Below are 18,936 nucleotides of genomic sequence, written 5' to 3' on the forward strand. Positions count from 1 at the left end.
CGGTAGCGAGATCGCGGTACCGCGTCAGGACCGGGGCGCGTCGGTGTCCGCGGGGTCGGAGCCCTCGTCGGACTCGTCGAGGTCGTCCGGCTCGTCGGTGTCCTCGAGCGCCGCCGGCCCGGAGCCGACGGGGTGCTCGGCGAGGAGCGACGCGAAGTCCTCGTCGAGCATCTGCTGGAGCCGCTCGTCCCGCCCGATCTCGTAGCCTTCGGCGGGACGCTGCGCCCATCCGAGCCGCCCGACGACCGTCGTCCCGATGTCGTCCCAGGCGCGGGCCCGGGCCGCCAGGACGATGCCGTCGACGAACACCCGGTCGTCACGGCGGCGGTCGAGCATCGCCGCGAGTTCCTCGTACGTGGCCTCCCGGGTGCGGAGCTTGAGGTCGTCGCCGCGCTTGTAGTCGTGCTGGTGCTTCGAGCGGCCCTTCTGCTTGATGGCCTTCGAGCGGATCTCGCGCATGCGCGCGGCGTCGCCCCGCTGCTCCTCGGCCATCCGGTGCAGCTCCTGCCGGACGGCCTCGGCGGCGACGGCGTGGTCGAAGTACCCGTCGTCGCGGAGGGAGGTCGTGATGATGCGGTTCGCGACGGCGATCGTGATCGCGGCCTTCGAGATGAGGAAGCCCTCGTCGACCGCACGACGGAGCTCGACCTGGCTGAGGGGTCGCTCGGTCGTGTCCTTGCTGCGCCGTCCGAACAGAGCCATGCTCCGACGATACCGGCGACGGACGACCGTCAGCCCGCAGGTGGACCCGGATCACCGTCGGGAGGGACGACGCGCGCCCGACGGGTCCGTAGCGTCGGATGCATGGTCACCACCACTGCTCCCGCCCCTACCGGACTGGGGACCGCCAGTCTCGTCCTCGGCATCTGCTCGCTGCTCGCCGGGTGGACGTTCTTCGCGCCCGTCGTCGGCCTCTGCCTCGGGATCGCGTCACGCCGCCGCGAACCCCTGGCGCGGGGTCGTGCCGGGTGGGGCGTGTTCCTCAACCTCGTCGCGCTGGCGGTCTGGATCGTGCTCGTCGTCGTCTTCGTCACGGTCGGGACCTTCGCGGCCTGGCACCACGCCACGAACGGCGCCTGAGTCGCGAGCGCGGCCTGGCCGCACGCCTCGACGACGACTGCGCGCGCGGGCGCATGCGCAGTCGTCGTCAGCACGTGCAGGTCGAGGCGCAGCCGCCCCGTCACTCGTAGCGGAGCGCCTCGATCGGGTTCTGCCGTGCGGCCCGTCGTGCCGGGAGGGTCCCGGCGAGGAACGCGATGAACATCACCACGAGCACGATCGTGATCACCGAGGACGGCGCGAACTGCAGGATCTGCAGGCCGGGCAGGTCCTTGAGCACGGTCCCGGCCAGGACATTCGAGATCCCGGTGCCGAGGGCGATCGCCACACCGGCACCGATGGCGCTGCCGAGGAACCCGATGAACACCGCCTCGAGCGAGAACAGCGTGTAGACCTTCCCGCCGCCCATGCCCATCGCCTTCATCAGGCCGATCTCGCGGGTGCGCTCCTGCACGCTCATGAGCAGCGTGTTGATGATGCCGAACCCGGCGGCGATGAGGGCGATCACCGCGAAGGCGTTGAGCACCCCGACGATGCCGTTGATGACGGTCTGGAACTGCCCGAGCTGGTCCTGGATCGTCTGCCCGGTGAAACCGTCCTTCGACAGGGCGCTCTTCACGTCGGGCACGCTGGCCCCGTCGCGCAGGGTGGCCGAGGCGCTGGCGTACGAGGTGGCGATGGACGCGGGCTTGCCGGTCTCCTGCGCGGCCTGCATGGCGTCCGTCAGCGCGGTGTTCGCGCCGGCGCCGCCGCCGAACAGCGACTCGTTCTGCACGCCGACGACCGTCGCGGTCAGGGTGTGCTCCTGCCCCTGGTAGTCGTCCACCGCGAAGGTGAGCTCCTTGCCGACGGCGGCCGAGCTGCTGCCGAGGCCGAGGTTCTTCAGGTAGTTCGTCGGCAGGACCACCTGGTTCGCGCTGGTGCTGTCGTCGAGCTGCTCGCCGTCGGCCAGGTCGGCCTTCAGCTCGCCGGCGTTGGCGGACAGCGGCACGACGTACTTGCCGTGGCCGTCGTACTCGGCGTACTTCGGGCTGAGTGCGACGGCGGGACGGACGCTGGCGATGCCGTCGATGCCCTTGACCTGGTCCACGTCGGACTGCGACAGGTACCCGAAGGACGCCGGGCCGCGGTTGACGCTCTGGGTGGACGCGTTCGGGTCGTACTTCGCCGGGCCGCTGTCGGCGGACGAGCTGTCGACGGTCTTCGTGACCGTCAGGGCCCCGGTGTCGCCGATCGACGCGACCTGCGTGTCGATGTAGTTGCCGACGCCGGTGCCGATCGCCGAGGTCAACGTGATCGTGAACGCGCCGATGAAGATCGCGATGACCGTCAGCGTGGTGCGGAGCTTGGAGCGGAACGTGTTGCCCACAGCGGTGCGGAGGAGGTCGAGGAAGTTCATGCGGAGTGCCTTCCGTGCATCGAGGAGAGCTCGGCGGGTGCCGCTCCGCCGGTCCCGCTGACGATGACCCCGTCGCGCACGTTCACGCTCCGGTCGCACCGTGCCGCGAGTTCGTCGTCGTGTGTGACCACCACCAGGGTGATCCCCCGCTCGCGCTGCAGGCCGAAGAGCAGGTCCTCGACGACCTCGCCCGTGTTCGTGTCGAGGTTGCCCGTCGGCTCGTCCGCGAAGATGACGCTCGGCTCCCCCACGAGTGCCCGGGCGATGACCACCCGCTGCTTCTGTCCGCCGGAGAGGTCGTTGGCGTCGTTCTTCGCCTTGTCCGCCAGGCCCAGGGCGTCGAGGGCCGCCATGCCGCGACGCTTCCGCTCGGCCCCGGAGACGCCGGCGATCTTCAGCGGCAGCACGACGTTGTCGAGCACCGAGGTCTTCGGCGTCAGGAAGAACTGCTGGAACACGAACCCGAACGTGCTGTTGCGGGTGCGGTTCACGTCACGGGCGCTCAGCGTCGCGGCGTCGGTGCCGTCGAGCAGGACCTCGCCCGAGGACGGCTTGTCGAGCAGGGCCAGCAGGTGCATGAGCGTCGACTTCCCCGAGCCGGACTTGCCGACGATCGCCAGGCTCTCGCCCTGGTGCACGGCCAGGGACACCCCCTTCAGCGCGTCGAAGCGGGTGGAGCCTCGGCCGTAGGTCCTCGTGAGGCTCCTGGCCTCGAGCACGGGAGTGGTCATGGCCCGAGCGTACTGTCCGTTGCACGACTGAAAGTTTGCGTTTGCTGCAAGACAGGTGACGTTCCGGTTACCGTCGAGTCATGCACGACACCGAGATGGGCCTGCGCGACCGCAAACGCATCGAGACCCGCACCCGCATCGCCGAGTCCGCCAGGACCCTCGCGCTGGAGCAGGACATCGACCGCACCACGATCGAGCAGATCGCCGCGCGGGCGGACATCTCGCCGCGCACCTTCTTCAACTACTTCGAGAGCAAGGAGGACGCGGTCCTCGGGCACACCGAGCTGGACCTGTCCGCCGAAGCCCTCGAGGCGCACCTCCGGACCGTCGCGGGCGAGCCGGCGGCGCAGGCGGTGGTCGACCTGGCGTTCCTGGTGTTCGGCGACACCTTCGGGGACGAGCGGCACCGGAACGAGCGCAAGGAGCTCATCGTGCGCTTCCCGCAGCTGATGCGCCGACAGGTCACGCGGATGACGGCCGTGGCCGAGGCGATGACCGGCGCGGTCCGCACCGTGCTGGAGCGCGACCCGGCCTGGGGACCGGAGGCGGCGACCCCGCAGGCGGCCGAGATGCTCCTCGGCATGGTGATGACGGCGCTGCGGACCTCGGCCAGGAGCGACGGCTCGGACCCGGAGCAGGTGCGCACCCAGGTGGTCGCCCTGATGCGCGACACCGCAGCCCGCATCACGGCGGACTGACGGACCGACGGACTGACGGGCTGACGGACGGGAGGCCCGTGGCGATGCCGCCACGAGCCTCCCGTCCGGTGCTCCCCCGTGTCAGGAGCGCGAGATGAAGCCCTCGTCGACCATCCAGTCGAAGGCGACGTCGGCGGGCTCCCGCCCCTCGACGTCCACCTGCCGGTTGAGCTCCTGCAGCACCGCGTCGGTGAGCTTCGGCGAGATCTGGTCGTACACGCCCTTGAGCTGCGGGTACTCCCGCAGGACCGACGTCGAGAGCACCGGCGCCACGTTGTAGGCCGGGAAGAAGCCCTCGTCGTCCTCGAGCACCTGCAGCCCGAGCGACTTGATGCGACCGTCGGTGGTGAAGACCTCGCCGAAGTTGCAGCGTCCCCGGTCGGTCGCCGTGTAGACGGTGCCGGTGTCGAGGATGTCGACGTTGCTCTTCGGGATCGACGTGTCGCCGGAGCCGCCGAGCTGGAGGCCGTACTTCGCGAGCATCGGCTTGAAGCCGTCGGCGCGCGAGTTGAACTCGGACTCGACGCAGAACGTGCGCTGGTCGGCGGGCAGGTCGGCGATCTGCGAGAGCTTCGTGATGCCCCCGAGCTGCTCGACCGCCTCCTTGCGCACCGCGAACGCGTACGTGTTGTTCATCGGGGCCGGCGGCAGCCAGGTGAGGCCGTTGCCGGCGTCCTCGTCACGGACGGCCTGGTACTGCTCCTGCTTGTCCGGGATGCCGGCCTTGTGCCCCATGTAGGTCAGCCACGCGGTGCCGGTGTACTCGTACGTCATGTCCGCGTCGTGGCCCGTCATGAGCTGGCGGACCGCGACACTGCCGGGAACGTTCGTCTCGTCGGTGACCTCGAAGCCGGCGGCCTTCGCGGCGAGCACCGCGATCTTCCCGAGCACGAGCTGCTCGGTGAAGTTCTTCGACGTGACCGTGAGGTGCGCGCCGTCGGGCAGGTCGTCGATCTTCTCGATGGTGCCGGGCGCGGCGGCCGGGACGAAGGACGCCGCCGGCTGCAGGCCGCAGCCGGTGAGCGCGAGGGCCGCGGCGCCGGCGACGAGCGTCGCCGCGATGCGCCGGGTGCGCCGCTGGGTGCGGTTCGTCATCGGAGTCCCTTCGGTCGGGCGACGGTCTCGACGATGCGTCCGAGCCAGTCGATGGACAGCGCCAGGAGCGCGATGAGCAGTGCGCCGGAGACCAGCACCTTCGGCAGGAACAGGTTCACGCCGGTGGTGATGAGGAGTCCCAGGCCGCCGGCACCGATGAAGGTCGCCAGTGCGGCCGAGCCGACGAGCAGGACGAGCGCGGTCCGGATGCCGGAGAGCATGACCGGGACGGCCAGCGGCAGCTCGACCTTCACGAGCACGGCGAAGGCGCTCATGCCCATGCCCCGGCCGGCCTCGACCAGGCGGGCGTCGACGCTCTCGATGCCGATGATGGTGTTCCGGAGCACCGGCAGGATCGCGTAGAGCACGAGCGCGACGACCGCGGCCCAGAACGAGAAGCCGAGCCAGAACGCGAGCAGCACCACGAGGCCGACCGCCGGCGCAGCCTGACCGAAGTTGGCGACCGCCAGGATCGCACCGCTGGCACGACGGAGCGGTCCGCGGGTCAGCACGATGCCGAGCGGGATGCCGACGAGGAGCACGATGACGGTCGACACGAGCGTCAGGAGCACGTGCTGCCAGGTCAGCGACACCAGGTCGGCCGGGTTCAGCGTGGTGCGCTCGGTCGCGGTCAGGTCCGCCGTGTTGAGCCAGACGGCGAACGCGGCGAGCACGACGAGGATCGCGACGGGCTGGATGACGAGCCCCCGCCAGCTCGACCGCTTCGGCGCGGTGGTCGGTTCGACGACGACGTCACTCATCGACCGGCTCCTCGACGCGGAGCGGGGACGAGGACACCGGGCTCGGCGGCATCGTCTCGATCGGGTTCGTGTTCGTCCCGACCGGCGTGTACGCCTGCTCCTCGGCCGCCGCGGCGCGCGAGCGGGTGATCGCGTCCATCACGGTCTCGACCGTGATGACACCGCGGAAGGCGTCGCGTCGCCCGGTGACCAGGGCGGCGCCGGCGCTCGAGACGAGCATGGTGTCGAGCGCGTCGTTGAGCGTCGCGGCCTCACCGACGACGGGCAGGTTCGGCTCGATGCCCTCGGGGATGCGCTCGAGCCGCTCGAGCTGCCGGCGCGAGGGCCAGCCGATCGGCCGCTGGCGGCGGTCGACGACGACGGCGTGCCCGTGGCCCCCCGCCTCGCGCATGCGCTGCAGGACGGCCTTCGTCTCCTCGCCGGGCGAGCAGGTGACGGCGTCGACGACCTCGACGTCGCGGACCCGGTTCAGCGTGAGCTGCTTGAGGCCGGCGCCCGAGCCGATGAAGTTCTCGACGAACTCGTTCGCCGGCTCGGCGAGGATGCGCTCCGGGGTGTCGTACTGCACGATGTGCGCACCCTCGGAGAAGATCACGATCCAGTCGCCGAGCTTCACGGCCTCGTCGAAGTCGTGCGTGACGATGACGATCGTCTTGTGCAGCTCCTCCTGGATGCGGAGCAGCTCGTCCTGCAGCCGCTGTCGGGTGATCGGGTCGACAGCGCCGAACGGCTCGTCCATGAGCAGCACGGGCGGGTCGGCCGCGAGCGCCCGGGCGACGCCGACGCGCTGCTGCTGGCCGCCGGAGAGCTCGCGGGGGAAGCGGTCGCGGTAGGTGTCCGGGTCGAGGGAGACCAGGTCGAGGAGCTCGTCGACGCGAGCGGCGATCTTCTCCTTCGACCAGCCGAGCATCTTCGGGACGATCGCGATGTTCGCGGCGACGGTCATGTGCGGGAAGAGGCCACCCGCCTGGATCACGTAGCCCATCCGGCGACGGAGCTCGTCGCCGTCGATCGCGGTGACGTCGTCGTCGCCGACCACGATGCGTCCCTCGGTCGGCTCGATGAGGCGGTTGATCATCTTGAGCGTGGTGGTCTTGCCGCAGCCGGAGGGGCCGACGAGCATGACGATCTTGCCGGCGGGGATCTCGAGCGTGATGCCGTCCACGGCGGGCCTGGACTGCCCCGCGTACCGCTTCGTGACGGTGTCGAGCAGGATGCTGCGACCGGTGACGTCGTCGGCGCCGACGGTGGGGGACATGGGAGCGTCAGTGCTGGACACGGATACCTCGCGAGATGGTCAGGCGGCCGAGGCCGAGGAGCAGGAGGTCGAGGACGAGCGCGAGCAGGACGACGCCCACCACACCCACCACGACCGAGTTCAGGGAGTTCGCGCCGCCGAGCCGCGAGAGGCCGGAGAAGATGAAGCCGCCGAGACCCGGGCCGAGTGCGTAGGCGGCGACGGCGGCGACGCCCATCACCATCTGCGCGGAGACGCGCACGCCGGTCAGGATGATCGGCCACGCCATCGGCAGCTCGACCTGCACCAGGGTGCGGAAGCGGCTCATGCCGATGCCGCGCGCCGACTCGACGACGGCTGGGGAGATCTCGGACAGGCCGACGACGGCGTTCCGCAGGATCGGCAGGGCGGCGAAGAACGTGACCGTGACGACCGACGGCACGACGCCGAACCCGAGCGGCACGAGCAGCAGACCGATCACGGCGAACGAGGGCAGCGTCAGCCCGATGGTCGACACCTCGTTCGCGAGTGATCGGAGCCGCGGGATGCGGTAGACGAGTGCTGCGATCAGCACGGCGATGATCGTGGCGAGCACGGTGCACTGGACGACCAGTGAGAAGTGCTGCCACGACGCGAACCAGATCTGGTCCCATCGCTCCTGGACGTAGTTCGAGAACACGTGGAGCAGGTTCCCCTCGGGTCGGTCGTTCGGCCCACGGATCGGGGCACGAGGTCCGCCCACGGTATGCAGTCGGGGTACGGCTTGTACAACCGCAACTGTCCGCCAGCGCCGATTCCTGCAGAATCGCGAAGACAGAAAGCCCAGTTCAGCGATGGGTCAGTCGTCCGACCCTGGGAGAACGATAACGATCGACAGGGGTACGCGGCTACAGGCCGGTCGCCCGGAGTCCTGCCTGCTCGGCGATCGACACGAGCCGCTCCCGCCACTCGACCCACTCCTCGGGGGTCTTCTGCGCGAGGTTGCCGTCACCGTCCCCCGCCAGCCCGTCGAGCATCTCGCGGACGATGTCCGCGTGGCCGGCGTGCCGAGCGGTCTCGTACGCCATGTGCACCAGGACCCGGTGCAGGGTGACGTCGCGGTGTTCCTCGGGCCACCACGACACGACGCCGCGGGCGTCGAGGTCGAGCGCGGCGATGGTGGCGTCGGCGTGCGCGGCGCTGGCGTGGTGGAAGGCGACGACGTCTGCCATCGTCTCGTCGAGCGATGCGTACATGTCGCGGTCGTCATCGGCGTCGAACCACGCCGGTGGGTCCGGCAGCGGGCGGTCGAACACCTCGCCGAAGTACTGCGCCTGCACCGCGGCGACGTGCTTGACGAGTCCGAGCACGTTCGTGCCGGTCGGGGTGACCGGCCACCGGGCCTGCCGTTCGGCGAGCCCGTCGAGTTTGCCGAGCAACGCCGCACGGTGCTTCTGGAGGTAGCGGTGCAGGGTCTCCTTGACGACGGCCTGGTCCGTGACCGGCAACGCCCCCTCGTTGACGAGGGCAGCGCTGCCGGACGCGGCGACGGAGTCGGTCGGTGGTGCCGGGTGGACCGCCGGGGGCTCCTCGGTGACGTCGCTCATGCCCTCGATCGTGCCACCGCACGCTCGCGGATGCGCTCCGCCTCGCCCACCGCGACGCGCTCGGCGGTGAGCAGCAGGCCGGCGACCTCGGCGGAGGTCCGCGCCGGGGCGTCGTTCCAGCTCGTCAGGTCGCGGACACGACCCATCCGGACGTCGGGTGCCGGGCACCAGAGGACGGGCGTGCCCTCCTCGACCGCGAGTGCGTGCCAGACGACGTCGAGCGCGCGCTGGACCCGCTGCGAGTGCACCGCGTGCGGCCCCCCGGCGGCGTAGACCACTGCGCCGACGAGGCACGCGCCCATGAGCGGCCGGCCGGCCACGTCCATCGCGGCGGCACTCGAGGCCTTGCGGGTCCGGCCCTTCTCGTCGACGTAGGCGAACCACGCGTGCTGGATCCAGCCGCGTTCGACGACGCCACGGGCACCGGAGAGCAGGCTCCCGAGGTCGGCGAGTTCGCGGAGCTGCGCCTCGGTCCGGCGTGCCCGGAGGACGTCGCGACGCCGCGCGAACCGGTCGAGGAGTCCGCGGAAGCCGGTGCGGGAGGAGGTGGGGAGGGAGGGAGAGGCGTCGGTGTCGACGTCGTGCTGGACGCGGAACTCGAGGGTCATCAGGCCCCTCCGATCTTCACGTGCACGGATGGTGTGGAGAGACGATAACCCGGTTCGGCCTAGCCGTCGAGAGCGGCGTCGATCCCCCGCCGAGCCACCGTCCGGAACGCGCTGTCGTCGCTCAGGTGCATCGCCGACGCGATGGAGACGGCCCAGCCGCGTGCCCTGGTCCAGGTGGCGTCGTCGGCCGGGACGAGCGCGCGGAAGGTGCGCCGAGCCTCCCGGTCGAGCGTCAGCCAGGACGTCGCGAGGTCGACGGCCGGGTCACCGGCGGTGACGTCCCCGAAGTCGAGGACCGCCGACAGGCGGTCGCCGCCGTCGTCCCCCGGTTCGACGAGCAGGTTGAACGGGTGCAGGTCGCCGTGCACCCAGACGGGAGGCCCGGCGTGCGCGGGTGCAGCGGCTGCGGTCCGCCAGAGCGCGGCCAGTTCGTCCACGCGGTGCACGTCCGCGGTCGCGAGCCGTTCCAGCACCGACGCGGAGCGCGTGGCGAGCGGGACGGCGCGGACCGGGTTCACCGGTGCGTCCGCGGGTGCCGGCACGTGCAGCAGCCGGACGAACGCGGCGAGCGCCTCGGCCATCGCCGTCCCGCCGGCTCGGGTACCGGGCGGTTCGCCGGGGAGCCAGCGCACCACGCTCCAGGACCAGGGGAAGCCGAGTGCGGGGCGGCCGGTCCGGATCGCCACGGGCACGGGCACGACGGGGGCGACCCGCCGCGCGAGCAGCGGGAGCCAGTGCTGCTCGTGCTCGATGAGCCGCGCCGCCGCAGCCCGGCGTGGAAGTCGGACGGCCAGGTGGTCGCCGAGTCGCAGGATCACGTTGTCCCACCCGTTCGCGACGACCTCGAGCGGCATCGCGGCCAGGTCGGGGTGCTGGTCCGCGAGCAGCGCGCGGACGAGTGGTGCGTCGACGTGCACCTCGGCGGCGGGGGTGGGCATCGGATCAGGCTAGTGGCTGGCTCCCCGCGAACGGGGGCGTTCGCCGAGGGCCTCTCACTTGCTACCGTCGACACGTCGGAGACGTGGGTGTCGCATGGGGGGATCCACGACCCGTGATCGCGCCGGACCGGCGGCTGGGCGCCCGGGTCGGCGCGATGTCCGTTCCCGCTTGGTGACCGTTCCCGCGTGGTGACCGTCCCCGCTTCTGTGCAGCCGACCGCCGGGGTCCTCACGGCAACGGTCAGGTGCGGTGCCCTACGGTTCCGGCATGCACGCATGGCGGAACCCGGCGCACTGGGCCCGGACGGGTCGGTGGCTGCTCGTGCCCATCGCCGTCCTCGACTGGTTCGCGCTGCCGTCCCAGGTCGTCTTCGTGGTGGCGTTCCTCGTCGCGGTCGTCGGACTCGCGGGGATCGCCGCGGCGCTCGTCGCCCGGATGCTGCGCGCCTCCCGCGGGGCGATGGCTGGTCTCGGGGTCGCGATGCTGCTCGGCGGGCTCGTCGTCTTCGCGCTCGACCCGTTCCCGGGGTCCTTCCCCCTGATCGACCCCTGGTGGCCCGACGCCGTCACGCAGCCGCAGCACGTGGGGAGCGCCTACTGGCAGCTCGCGGGGCTCGGCATCGAGCTGTGCGGGTTCGGACTGCTCGCGACGCTGCTCGTCGTCACGCTGACGCGTCCGACGCTGGACGGCGGGCGAGCACCGCGAGGGTGACGTCGGCTGCCGGGTGCTCGTCGAGCAGCGTCCGGACGTGCTCGACGAAGGCTGTGCCGTCACCGGCAGCCGCTGCCGCCGCGACGGCGTCGACGTCGTGCAGACCGGTCAGTGTCAGGAGCCCGGCGGTGAAGAGCACCAGCCGGTCCCCGGGTGCGAGGACGACGTCGACGTGGGTGCGCCCGGCGCCGTCGGGCTGCAGACCGATCGGCAGGTCGAGCGTCCGGAGGCGCGTGCACGAGCCGTCGGCACCGAGGTGCAGGGCGAGCCCGTGACCGGCGTCCACCCACGATCCGCGACCGGTCTCCGGGTCGATCCGGACGTGGAGGAGTGACCCGACGGCGTCCGCGGCCTCGAGGTCGGCGCCGATCTGGGCCTCCAGTGCGGGGCCGTCGGAACCGAGGGGCACGTCCGTCCGGGCCACGACGGCGGCGCGCACGGTCGACGCGAGCAGCGTGGCGGCGCTGCCGGCCGCGCTGACGGAGCCGACCGTGAGCCGGACCGTACCGTCGGCGGCGACCCGCCAGTCGGCGACGTCCCCAGAGCCCTCGTGCGCCGCGACCACGGCGGCGAAGTCGTGGCCGGGCACCGTGAGCGGTTCGGGGGCCAACGCGTCGAGGACCCGGCGCACGCGGTCCCGGTCCATCGCGTACCCGAGCTCGCGTTCCGCCCAGCGCGCGAGGTCTCCGAGCATCTCGACGTCGGCGGCCGAGAGCGTGCGCGGCCGGGGGTCCATCACGCACAGCGTGCCGACCCTGGTGCCGTCCGGCATCGACAGCGGTGCCCCGGCGTAGAAGCGGATGCCGGGGTCTCCCGCGACCGCCGCCGTGCCGCTGAACCGCGGGTCGAGGCTGGCGTCGGGGATGATCATCGGTTCGTCCTGCAGGACGGTCACCGAGCAGAACACGTCGTCCGCCGGGACCCCCTCGCCCTGGTGCCAGCCGTGCGTCGACTGCGCAGTCACGAGGCCGTCGTGCACCAGGTTGAGGAAGCTCAGGGGCACGTCGAACGCGGCCGCCGTCATGCGGGTGATGCGGTCGAATCGTTCCTCCGGGCCGGACCCGAGCACACCGAGCGCCTCGACGAGGGCGGTCCTGCGGTCGGCTTGACTGTCTGTCACACGTCCTGTCTACCCGCACCGTCGGACAGGAACCAGTCACGGGGGTGCTGGTCGGCCGTCAGCACCTGACGCGGCGTCGTCGGGGCTGCCCACCGCGCGGCGTTGGCGAGCACCCGCTGGATGTCCGGGTGGTGGTAGACGGGGTACTCCTGGTCGCCGGGCGAGAAGTAGAACACCTTGCCACGGCCGCGGCGGTAGGCGACGCCGGAGCGGAAGACCTCGCCGCCGGCGAACGTCGACAGGAAGACCTCCTCGTCGGGGCGCGGGATGTCGAAGTACTCGCCGTACATCTCCTGGCGGTCGATGACGATGGGGTGCGGGACGCCCTCGGCGATCGGGTGGTCGGGCGCGGTCGTCCAGACGAGTTCTCGCTCGCCGTCGTTGCGCCACTTGAGCGAGCACGTCGTGCCCATCAGGCGCTTGAACGGCTTCGAGTAGTGGCCGGAGTGCATGACCACGAGGCCCATCCCGGCGTGCACGGCGTCCACGACGCGCTGCACGACCTCGTCGCTGACCTCGTCGTGCGCCGCGTGGCCCCACCAGAACAGGACGTCGGTGGCGTCGATGCGCTCCTGGGTCAGTCCGTGTTCGGGGTCCTGCAGCGTCGCCGTGCCGACCTCGGCGTCGGGCAGGTGTCCGCGGAGGGCCTCGGCGACCACGGTGTGGATGCCGTTCGGGTAGTGGCCGATGACCGTGGCGTCGCCGCGGGTCTCGTGCACGTTCTCATTCCAGACGACGATGTTCGTCGTCGTGTCGGTGCCGGCCGTGTCGGTGCTGCTCGTTCCGGTGTCGGTGCCGGTGCTGGTCGTGTCGGTGCTGCTGGTCACTGCTCGATCTCCATCTCGTGTCCCGCCTGGGCCGACGCGTAGATCGCGTCGACGACCCGGCTGCGGTGCAGGGCGAACTCCCCGTGGTGGCCCTCGTGCAGGCCGCTGCGGATCGTGGCGATGAACTCCTCGATCACGCGCTGGTGGTGGCCGCTCGGGACGTGCACGTCCGGACGCGTCACCGTCGGGACGCCCTGCTCGTCGGAGTAGAGCGTCACGGTGCCCTCGGTCGCGTACTCGCGGACGAAGAGCCGCGCGCCGCCGGTGGAGCCGAGCAGTTCGACCTGGATGTCCTCGACGTCCTGCGAGTAGCTCGCCCACGACGCCTGCAGCAGCAGGCTGGACCCGTTGTCGAACCGCAGGAGCGCACTCGCGAAGTCCTCGACGTCGAACGGACGGTCCGTCGCCGCGGACACGGGCGTCCGCTCGCTGCCGCCACGTCCGGCGCTGCCGAGCTCGTTGTACGTGACCGCGCTCGCCGTGACGACGCGCGGTTCGCCCATGAGGTGCAGCGCGATGTCGAGCACGTGCGAGCCGAGGTCGATGAGGGGGCCGCCGCCGGCGGTCTCCTTGTTCGCGAACCAGCTGCGGATGCCGGGGATCCCGGCGCGACGGAGCCAGCTCGCGCGGGCGTGGTACACGTGGCCGAGCGGGTTCTCGCCGCCGTCGTTCCGCAGGTGGTTCGCGAGGAACTGCACGTCGGCGCGGCGGCGGTGGTTGTACGCGACCTCGAGCACCCGGTCGTTCCGCACCGCGGCGTCGACCATCTCCTGCGCCTCGGCACCCGTCGTCGCGAGGGGCTTCTCGCAGAAGACGTGCTTGCCCGACTCGAGCGCGGCGATCGCGATCGGGTGGTGCAGGGCGTTCGGGACACCGATCGACACGATGTCGAGGTCGTCCCGCGCGACCAGGTCCTGCCAGTCCTCGTACGTGTTCGGCACGTGCCGGGACTCCGCGAGCTCGGCGAGCCGCGCGGGTTCCTGTCCCGCGAGCGCCACCACCTCGACCCCCGGGAGCGCCGTGAAGGCATCGAGGTGCGTGGTCCCGGCGAACCCGAGCCCGACCACCCCGACGCGGAGTGTGCGTGCTGCATCCGTCGTCGTGTTCGTCGTCATCGACATGACATCGACGCTACCGGAGACGTGGGTCGAATCGATACGACCGTCGGCGTGTTGCGATGTCGATGCTCCTCCCATCCGGAGTCCGGGACGATGTCGGACATGACGCCTCGATCCCTGTTCCGCGCCCTGGCGGTGGCCGAACTCGTGACCTGGACGATGCTCCTGGTGGGCATGCTGCTGAAGTACGTCGTCGGGCTCGGCGACCTGCCCGTGCGCATCGGCGGGAGCGTGCACGGCTTCGTGTTCCTGGCCTACCTGGTCGTCACGACCGTCGTCGCGGTGAACCAGCGCTGGTCGTTCGGTGCCCTGCTCCTCGGGTGGGCGAGCGCGATCGTGCCCTACACGACGCTCCCGTTCGAAGTCGGGGTCGCCCGGCGCGGGATGCTCGAGGGGCCGTGGCGCCGGGCGGCGGCGGACGGTGTGCGGCCCGGCGTGTGGGACCGGCTGCTCTTCGCGGTGGTCGCGCGCCCGGTGGTGGCCGCCGCGGTCGGCGCCGTGCTGGTCGTGCTCGTGTTCGTGGTGCTGCTGACGCTCGGGCCGCCGGTGCCGTCGCGCTGATCGCCGGTGGGTGCCGGGGGGTGCGGGGTGCGCGTTGCGGGGTGCGGGGATGCGGGGTGCGGGGTGCGGGGGTGCGGGGTGCGGGGGTGCGGGGTGCGCCTGGCCCCGAGGTTCCACGACTCGCCGCTCAGCTCCCCCGAGGTTCCACGACTGCCCGGTTCCCGCCCCCGAGATGCCGCAATTGCGGAACCTCGGGGGGCGGGGGGGGGGGGGGGGGGGGGCGGGGGGGGCGGGGGGGGGGGGGGGGGGGGGGGAGGGGGGGGGGGGGGGGGGGGGGGGGGCGGAAGGGCGGAGGCGGCGGGCAGACGGACGGGAGGCCCGGTGCCGACCGGCACCGGGCCTCCCGTCTGCGGAGTGGTCGCGACTACAGCGCGGCGAGCACCGCGTTCAACGTGGCGGACGGGCGCATGACCGCGCTCGTCTTGGCGTCGTCGGGACGGTAGTACCCCCCGATGTCCGCCGGGGAGCCCTGCACGGCGATGAGCTCCTCGACGATCGTCTGCTCCTGGGCGCCGAGCTGCTGCGCGATCTCGGCGAACGCCGCCGCGAGCTCGGTGTCCTCGGTCTGCGCGGCGAGCTCCTCGGCCCAGTACTTCGCGAGGAAGAAGTGGCTGCCGCGGTTGTCGATCGTGCCGATCTTGCGGCCAGGCGACTTGTCCTCCTCGAGGAAGGTCCCGGTGGCACGGTCGAGCGTCTCGCCGAGGATCTTCGCGCGCTGGTTGCCGGTCACGCCCGCGAGGTGCTCGAGCGACACCGCCAGCGCGAGGAACTCCCCGAGGCTGTCCCAACGCAGGTAGTTCTGCTGGACGAGCTGCTGGACGTGCTTCGGCGCCGAGCCACCCGCACCCGTCTCGAACAGTCCGCCGCCGCCGAGCAGCGGGACGACGGAGAGCATCTTCGCCGAGGTGCCGAGCTCCATGATCGGGAACAGGTCGGTGAGGTAGTCACGCAGCACGTTGCCGGTGACGGAGATCGTGTCCTCACCACGGCGGATGCGCTCGAGCGAGAAGCGCATGGCTTCCTCGGGCGACATGACCTCGATCTGCAGGCCGTCGGTGTCGTGTTCGCCGAGGTACCGGTGCACGAGCTCGATGAGGGCGGCGTCGTGCGAGCGGGACTCGTCGAGCCAGAACACCGCGGGGGTGGCGGAGGCGCGGGCGCGGGTGACGGCGAGCTTCACCCAGTCACGGATGGCGACGTCCTTGGTCTGGCAGGCGCGCCAGATGTCGCCCTGGGCGACCTCGTGCTCGATGACGACGTCGCCGGCCGCCGTGGTGACGCGGACGCTGCCGTCGCCGGGGACCTCGAACGTCTTGTCGTGCGAGCCGTACTCCTCGGCCTTCTGCGCCATGAGCCCGACGTTCGGCACGGAGCCCATCGTCGACGGGTCGAAGGCGCCGTTGGCGCGGCAGTCGTCGAGCACGACCTGGTAGATGCCCGCGTAGCTCGAGTCCGGGATCACGGCGAGGGTGTCGTGCTCGTCGCCGTCCGGTCCCCACATGTGGCCGGAGGTCCGGATCATCGCGGGCATCGAGGCGTCGACGATGACGTCGCTCGGGACGTGCAGGTTCGTGATGCCCTTGTCCGAGTCGACCATGGCGAGCTCCGGGCCGGCCGCGATGCCGTCGGTGAACGCCTGGCGGATCTCGGCGCCGTTCGGCAGCGCGTCGAGGCCGATGAGGATCGAGTTCAGGCCGTCGTTCGGCGTCAGGCCGGCAGCGGCGAGGTCGGCGCCGTAGCGGTCGAAGACGTCGGGGAAGAACGCGCGGATGACGTGGCCGAAGATGATCGGGTCGGAGATCTTCATCATCGTGGCCTTGAGGTGCACCGAGAACAGGATCCCCTCGTCCTGGGCGCGCTTGATCTGCGCCCGGAGGAACTGCTCGAGCGGTCCGACGTGCAGGACCGTGCCGTCGATGACCTCGCCCGCGAGCACGGGGATCGACTGCTTCAGGACCTGCTCGGAGCCGTCGGCGCCGACGAACGTGATCGTCAGGGTGTCGTCCGCCGGGGCGACCCAGGTCTTTTCGTTCGTCCGGAAGTCGTCGACGCCCATGGTCGCGACGTTCGTCTTCGAGTCGGCGCTCCACGCACCCATGCGGTGCGGGTGCTTGCGGGCGTAGTTCTTCACCGAGAGCGGCGCGCGTCGGTCGGAGTTGCCCTCGCGCAGCACCGGGTTCACGGCGCTGCCCTTGACCGTGTCGTACCGGGCGCGGACGTCGCGCTCGGCGTCGGTCGACGGCTCGTCCGGGTAGTCGGGCAGGTCGTAGCCCTGCGACTGGAGCTCGGTGATCGCGGCCTTGAGCTGAGGGATCGACGCCGAGATGTTCGGCAGCTTGATGATGTTCGCCTCCGGCGTCGTCGCCAGGTCGCCGAGTTCGGCGAGTGCGTCGTCCAGGCGCTGCTCGTCGGTGAGCCGCTCCGGGAACAGGGCGATGATGCGGCCGGAGAGCGAGATGTCCCGCGTCTCGACGTCGACCCCGGCGGTGCCGGCGAACGCCTGGATGACGGGGAGGAAGGAGTGGGTGGCGAGGAACGGTGCCTCGTCCGTGAGCGTGTAGATGATCTTGGCCATGTTGGCGGGTACTCCCTTGTTCGCGCGTCGGTGCTTCCACGCTACTCGTCGTGGGGGTTATCTCGACATCAAGATACATGTCCTGTGGAGAGCGTCGACCGGGTACCTCCCTGTGCGGTGGATGCCAGGGTGGACGCGTGACCGAACTCCTCGTCGTGGGCGTCCTCGCCCTGCTGGTGATCGCTGCGGCCGCGGTGGTCGGACCGCGGGTCGGCGTCGCGGCCCCGCTGGTGCTCGTCGCGGTCGGGATCGTCGCCAGCCTGGTGCCGTGGATCCCGAACGCCGAGATCGACCCGGAGTGGATCCTCGCCGGCGTCCTGCCACCGCTGCTGTACTCCTCGGCGGTGTCGATGCCGGCCATGAACTTCCGGCGCGAGTTCGGCGCGATCAGCGGCCTCTCGGTCGTGCTCGTCGTCGCGAGCTCCCTGGTCCTCGGGGTGTTCTTCGCCTGGGTCATCCCGGGGCTCGGGCTCGCCTGGGGCATCGCCCTCGGCGCGATCGTCAGTCCGACGGACGCCGTCGCCACCTCGATCGTCAAGCAGACCTCGGTCTCCCGGCGGGTGATCGCGATCCTCGACGGCGAATCGCTCCTCAACGACGCCACCGCGCTCGTGCTGCTCCGCTCGGCGATCGCCGCCGGCGCCGCGTCGTTCTCGTTCTGGGGTGCGGTCGGGGACTTCGCCTACGCCGTCGCGGTGGCCGTCGCGATCGGCGGGGTCGTCGGTTGGCTGAACCTGCGGGTGCGGTCTCACGTCCCGAACCCCGCGGTGAACACCGCCCTGTCCTTCGCGGTGCCGTTCGTCGCGTCCGTCCCCGCCGAGGCGATCGGCGCGTCGGGCCTCGTCGCCGCGGTGGTGGCCGGCCTGGTCACGGGCATCCGGGCGCCGCGGGTGCTCCCGCCGAACCACCGCCTGTCCGACGCGCAGAACTGGGGCACCGTCGAGTTCGTGCTCGAGGGCGCGGTGTTCCTCGTGATGGGTCTGGAGCTCGCCTCCATCGTCGCCGACGTGCAGGCCGACCACGCCGGCGTCCTCCCGGCACTCCTCATCGCCGTCGGGGCACTCCTGCTGACGGTGCTGGTCCGAGCCGCGTACGTCGCACCCCTGCTGTTCGGCCTGTCCAGGGGTGCCCGGCGCGGCCAGCGCCTGCAGGGACGGCTGGAGGAGTACCAGGAGGCGGACGACGACGCCGCGGCACGGGCGCTCCAGGACCACCGCTTCGGCCGCCGGACGCCGTCCGAACGCGACCTGCAGCGGTTCGGGACGCGCGTCCGTCGGATGCTCGCGGACATCCGGTACTTCCGCAAGGCGCCGATGGGCTGGCGCGAGGGCACCGCGGTGGTCTGGGCCGGCATGCGCGGTGCCGTCACGGTCGCGGCCGCGCAGACGCTCCCGGAGCACACCCCCGAACGGTCCCTGCTCGTGCTGGTCGCGTTCGCCGTCGCCGGACTGTCGTTGCTGGTCCAGGGCGGCACGATCGGACCCCTGCTGCGCCGGATCAGCCCGCCGAGGGCCGACACCACGAGCGACGACGGCGAGGAACGGGGTCGCCTGATGGCGGTGATGCGCTCGGCCGCCGAGGCGGTGCGGACGGACGACGTCGACCGCCTGACACCGCGCACCCGCGAGGAGCTGCAGGCGGCCGACCCCGCCGAGCTCCGCGCGTGGTTCGGCCGCGAGAAGACGCGGCGGCTCCAGGTGCTCGACGCGCAGCGGGCCGCGCTGCTCGACGCCCGCGACGACGGCGTGTTCGACGCCGAGGTGCTCGAGTCGGTGCTGCGGAACCTCGACGCCGAGCAGATCGCACTCGAACTCCGCGGCGACGCGGCGGGCTGACCGCTGCACCGCGGCGAGCGCGCGGCACATGCGGGCACTCCCCGGACTGGAGGCTCGTGGTCGCGCCCGGCGGTCC

Annotated in this window: 19 protein-coding genes; 5 read left to right on the top strand and 14 right to left on the bottom strand. The window is 71.5% G+C overall.

Annotated features, from left to right (window positions below; all coding sequences use genetic code 11):
- Positions 1–24: 24 nt before the first annotated feature.
- Positions 25–702 (bottom strand): hypothetical protein, encoded by a 678-nt coding sequence (locus tag FS641_RS05340; protein WP_144760974.1) that lies wholly within the window; start codon positions 700–702, stop codon positions 25–27.
- 102 nt (positions 703–804) lie between these two features.
- Between FS641_RS05340 and FS641_RS05345 the strand changes: the two genes are divergently transcribed.
- Positions 805–1,080 (top strand): hypothetical protein, encoded by a 276-nt coding sequence (locus FS641_RS05345; RefSeq protein WP_144760977.1) that lies wholly within the window; start codon positions 805–807, stop codon positions 1,078–1,080.
- A 100-nt stretch (positions 1,081–1,180) separates the two neighbouring features.
- On the opposite strand, the gene FS641_RS05350 is transcribed toward FS641_RS05345, so the two are convergent.
- Together FS641_RS05350 and FS641_RS05355 are read right to left on the bottom strand one after the other, a co-directional pair.
- The gene (locus FS641_RS05350) at positions 1,181–2,458 is read right to left on the bottom strand and encodes an ABC transporter permease (protein ID WP_144760980.1); all 1,278 of its coding nucleotides are present in this window, start codon (positions 2,456–2,458) and stop codon (positions 1,181–1,183) included.
- A complete protein-coding gene (locus FS641_RS05355; RefSeq protein WP_144760983.1) occupies positions 2,455–3,189 on the bottom strand; it encodes an ABC transporter ATP-binding protein in 735 nt (244 codons plus the stop codon). The genes FS641_RS05350 and FS641_RS05355 overlap by 4 nt, the downstream gene beginning before the upstream one ends.
- An 80-nt stretch (positions 3,190–3,269) precedes the next feature.
- Here FS641_RS05355 and FS641_RS05360 point away from each other — a divergent pair, with 80 nt between their 5' ends.
- Positions 3,270–3,887, top strand: coding sequence for a TetR/AcrR family transcriptional regulator (locus tag FS641_RS05360; RefSeq protein ID WP_144760986.1), 618 nt, complete (start codon positions 3,270–3,272; stop codon positions 3,885–3,887).
- 81 nt (positions 3,888–3,968) lie between these two features.
- Here the strand turns inward: FS641_RS05360 and FS641_RS05365 are convergent, their stop codons facing one another.
- From FS641_RS05365 to FS641_RS05395, 7 genes are all read right to left on the bottom strand, one after another.
- Entirely contained in the window at positions 3,969–4,982 is a 1,014-nt protein-coding gene (locus FS641_RS05365) for a glycine betaine ABC transporter substrate-binding protein (RefSeq protein WP_144760988.1), read from the bottom strand.
- Positions 4,979–5,743 carry an ABC transporter permease gene (locus FS641_RS05370; RefSeq protein ID WP_144760991.1) on the bottom strand — a complete coding sequence of 255 codons (765 nt, stop codon included), beginning with the start codon at positions 5,741–5,743 and terminating at the stop codon, positions 4,979–4,981. The genes FS641_RS05365 and FS641_RS05370 overlap by 4 nt, the downstream gene beginning before the upstream one ends.
- Positions 5,736–7,001 (bottom strand): ABC transporter ATP-binding protein, encoded by a 1,266-nt coding sequence (locus FS641_RS05375; RefSeq protein ID WP_144760994.1) that lies wholly within the window; start codon positions 6,999–7,001, stop codon positions 5,736–5,738. The genes FS641_RS05370 and FS641_RS05375 overlap by 8 nt, the downstream gene beginning before the upstream one ends.
- Before the next feature lie 7 nt (positions 7,002–7,008).
- Positions 7,009–7,659 (bottom strand): ABC transporter permease, encoded by a 651-nt coding sequence (locus FS641_RS05380; RefSeq protein ID WP_144760997.1) that lies wholly within the window; start codon positions 7,657–7,659, stop codon positions 7,009–7,011.
- Between the two features lie 208 nt (positions 7,660–7,867).
- Positions 7,868–8,566 (bottom strand): DinB family protein, encoded by a 699-nt coding sequence (locus tag FS641_RS05385; protein ID WP_144761000.1) that lies wholly within the window; start codon positions 8,564–8,566, stop codon positions 7,868–7,870.
- Complete coding sequence (locus FS641_RS05390; protein WP_144761003.1) at positions 8,563–9,174, bottom strand: hypothetical protein; 612 nt, start codon at positions 9,172–9,174, stop codon at positions 8,563–8,565. The genes FS641_RS05385 and FS641_RS05390 overlap by 4 nt, the downstream gene beginning before the upstream one ends.
- Positions 9,175–9,233: 59 nt before the next feature.
- On the bottom strand, positions 9,234–10,112 hold the full coding sequence (locus tag FS641_RS05395; protein WP_144761006.1) for a phosphotransferase: 879 nt from the start codon (positions 10,110–10,112) through the stop codon (positions 9,234–9,236).
- Positions 10,113–10,380: 268 nt separating this feature from the next.
- Between FS641_RS05395 and FS641_RS05400 the strand changes: the two genes are divergently transcribed.
- Entirely contained in the window at positions 10,381–10,824 is a 444-nt protein-coding gene (locus tag FS641_RS05400) for a hypothetical protein (protein ID WP_144761009.1), read from the top strand.
- On the opposite strand, the gene FS641_RS05405 is transcribed toward FS641_RS05400, so the two are convergent.
- The 3 genes from FS641_RS05405 to FS641_RS05415 form a co-directional block, all read right to left on the bottom strand.
- Positions 10,775–11,944, bottom strand: a complete 1,170-nt coding sequence (locus tag FS641_RS05405; RefSeq protein WP_144761011.1) for a PP2C family protein-serine/threonine phosphatase — start codon at positions 11,942–11,944, stop codon at positions 10,775–10,777. The genes FS641_RS05400 and FS641_RS05405 overlap by 50 nt on opposite strands.
- Complete coding sequence (locus FS641_RS05410; RefSeq protein ID WP_144761564.1) at positions 11,941–12,684, bottom strand: ThuA domain-containing protein; 744 nt, start codon at positions 12,682–12,684, stop codon at positions 11,941–11,943. The genes FS641_RS05405 and FS641_RS05410 overlap by 4 nt, the downstream gene beginning before the upstream one ends.
- Positions 12,685–12,767: 83 nt before the next feature.
- Positions 12,768–13,892, bottom strand: a complete 1,125-nt coding sequence (locus tag FS641_RS05415) for a Gfo/Idh/MocA family protein (protein ID WP_260855697.1) — start codon at positions 13,890–13,892, stop codon at positions 12,768–12,770.
- Between the two features lie 99 nt (positions 13,893–13,991).
- On the opposite strand from FS641_RS05415, the gene FS641_RS05420 reads away from it, so the two are divergent.
- A complete protein-coding gene (locus tag FS641_RS05420; RefSeq protein WP_144761014.1) occupies positions 13,992–14,450 on the top strand; it encodes a DUF3817 domain-containing protein in 459 nt (152 codons plus the stop codon).
- A gap of 364 nt (positions 14,451–14,814) precedes the next feature.
- Here FS641_RS05420 and FS641_RS05430 read toward each other — a convergent pair whose 3' ends face one another.
- Positions 14,815–17,025 (bottom strand): NADP-dependent isocitrate dehydrogenase, encoded by a 2,211-nt coding sequence (locus FS641_RS05430; RefSeq protein WP_144761017.1) that lies wholly within the window; start codon positions 17,023–17,025, stop codon positions 14,815–14,817.
- Positions 17,026–17,162: 137 nt separating this feature from the next.
- Between FS641_RS05430 and FS641_RS05435 the strand changes: the two genes are divergently transcribed.
- Positions 17,163–18,860 carry a sodium:proton antiporter gene (locus FS641_RS05435; RefSeq protein WP_144761020.1) on the top strand — a complete coding sequence of 566 codons (1,698 nt, stop codon included), beginning with the start codon at positions 17,163–17,165 and terminating at the stop codon, positions 18,858–18,860.
- Positions 18,861–18,936 lie beyond the last annotated feature (76 nt).

Source organism: Curtobacterium sp. 9128 (assembly GCF_007673775.1).
In the GTDB taxonomy this organism is placed as follows: Bacteria; Actinomycetota; Actinomycetes; order Actinomycetales; family Microbacteriaceae; genus Curtobacterium.

Coding starts and splice junctions, on each gene's coding strand:
- FS641_RS05430 (WP_144761017.1), bottom strand. CDS start 17,025: ATGGCCAAGATCATCTACACGCTCACGGACGAGGCACCGTTCCTCGCC.
- FS641_RS05345 (WP_144760977.1), top strand. CDS start 805: ATGGTCACCACCACTGCTCCCGCCCCTACCGGACTGGGGACCGCCAGT.
- FS641_RS05350 (WP_144760980.1), bottom strand. CDS start 2,458: ATGAACTTCCTCGACCTCCTCCGCACCGCTGTGGGCAACACGTTCCGC.
- FS641_RS05365 (WP_144760988.1), bottom strand. CDS start 4,982: ATGACGAACCGCACCCAGCGGCGCACCCGGCGCATCGCGGCGACGCTC.
- FS641_RS05390 (WP_144761003.1), bottom strand. CDS start 9,174: ATGACCCTCGAGTTCCGCGTCCAGCACGACGTCGACACCGACGCCTCT.
- FS641_RS05370 (WP_144760991.1), bottom strand. CDS start 5,743: ATGAGTGACGTCGTCGTCGAACCGACCACCGCGCCGAAGCGGTCGAGC.
- FS641_RS05360 (WP_144760986.1), top strand. CDS start 3,270: ATGCACGACACCGAGATGGGCCTGCGCGACCGCAAACGCATCGAGACC.
- FS641_RS05415 (WP_260855697.1), bottom strand. CDS start 13,892: ATGTCGATGACGACGAACACGACGACGGATGCAGCACGCACACTCCGC.
- FS641_RS05400 (WP_144761009.1), top strand. CDS start 10,381: ATGCACGCATGGCGGAACCCGGCGCACTGGGCCCGGACGGGTCGGTGG.
- FS641_RS05375 (WP_144760994.1), bottom strand. CDS start 7,001: ATGTCCCCCACCGTCGGCGCCGACGACGTCACCGGTCGCAGCATCCTG.
- FS641_RS05355 (WP_144760983.1), bottom strand. CDS start 3,189: ATGACCACTCCCGTGCTCGAGGCCAGGAGCCTCACGAGGACCTACGGC.
- FS641_RS05420 (WP_144761014.1), top strand. CDS start 13,992: ATGACGCCTCGATCCCTGTTCCGCGCCCTGGCGGTGGCCGAACTCGTG.
- FS641_RS05395 (WP_144761006.1), bottom strand. CDS start 10,112: ATGCCCACCCCCGCCGCCGAGGTGCACGTCGACGCACCACTCGTCCGC.
- FS641_RS05385 (WP_144761000.1), bottom strand. CDS start 8,566: ATGAGCGACGTCACCGAGGAGCCCCCGGCGGTCCACCCGGCACCACCG.
- FS641_RS05340 (WP_144760974.1), bottom strand. CDS start 702: ATGGCTCTGTTCGGACGGCGCAGCAAGGACACGACCGAGCGACCCCTC.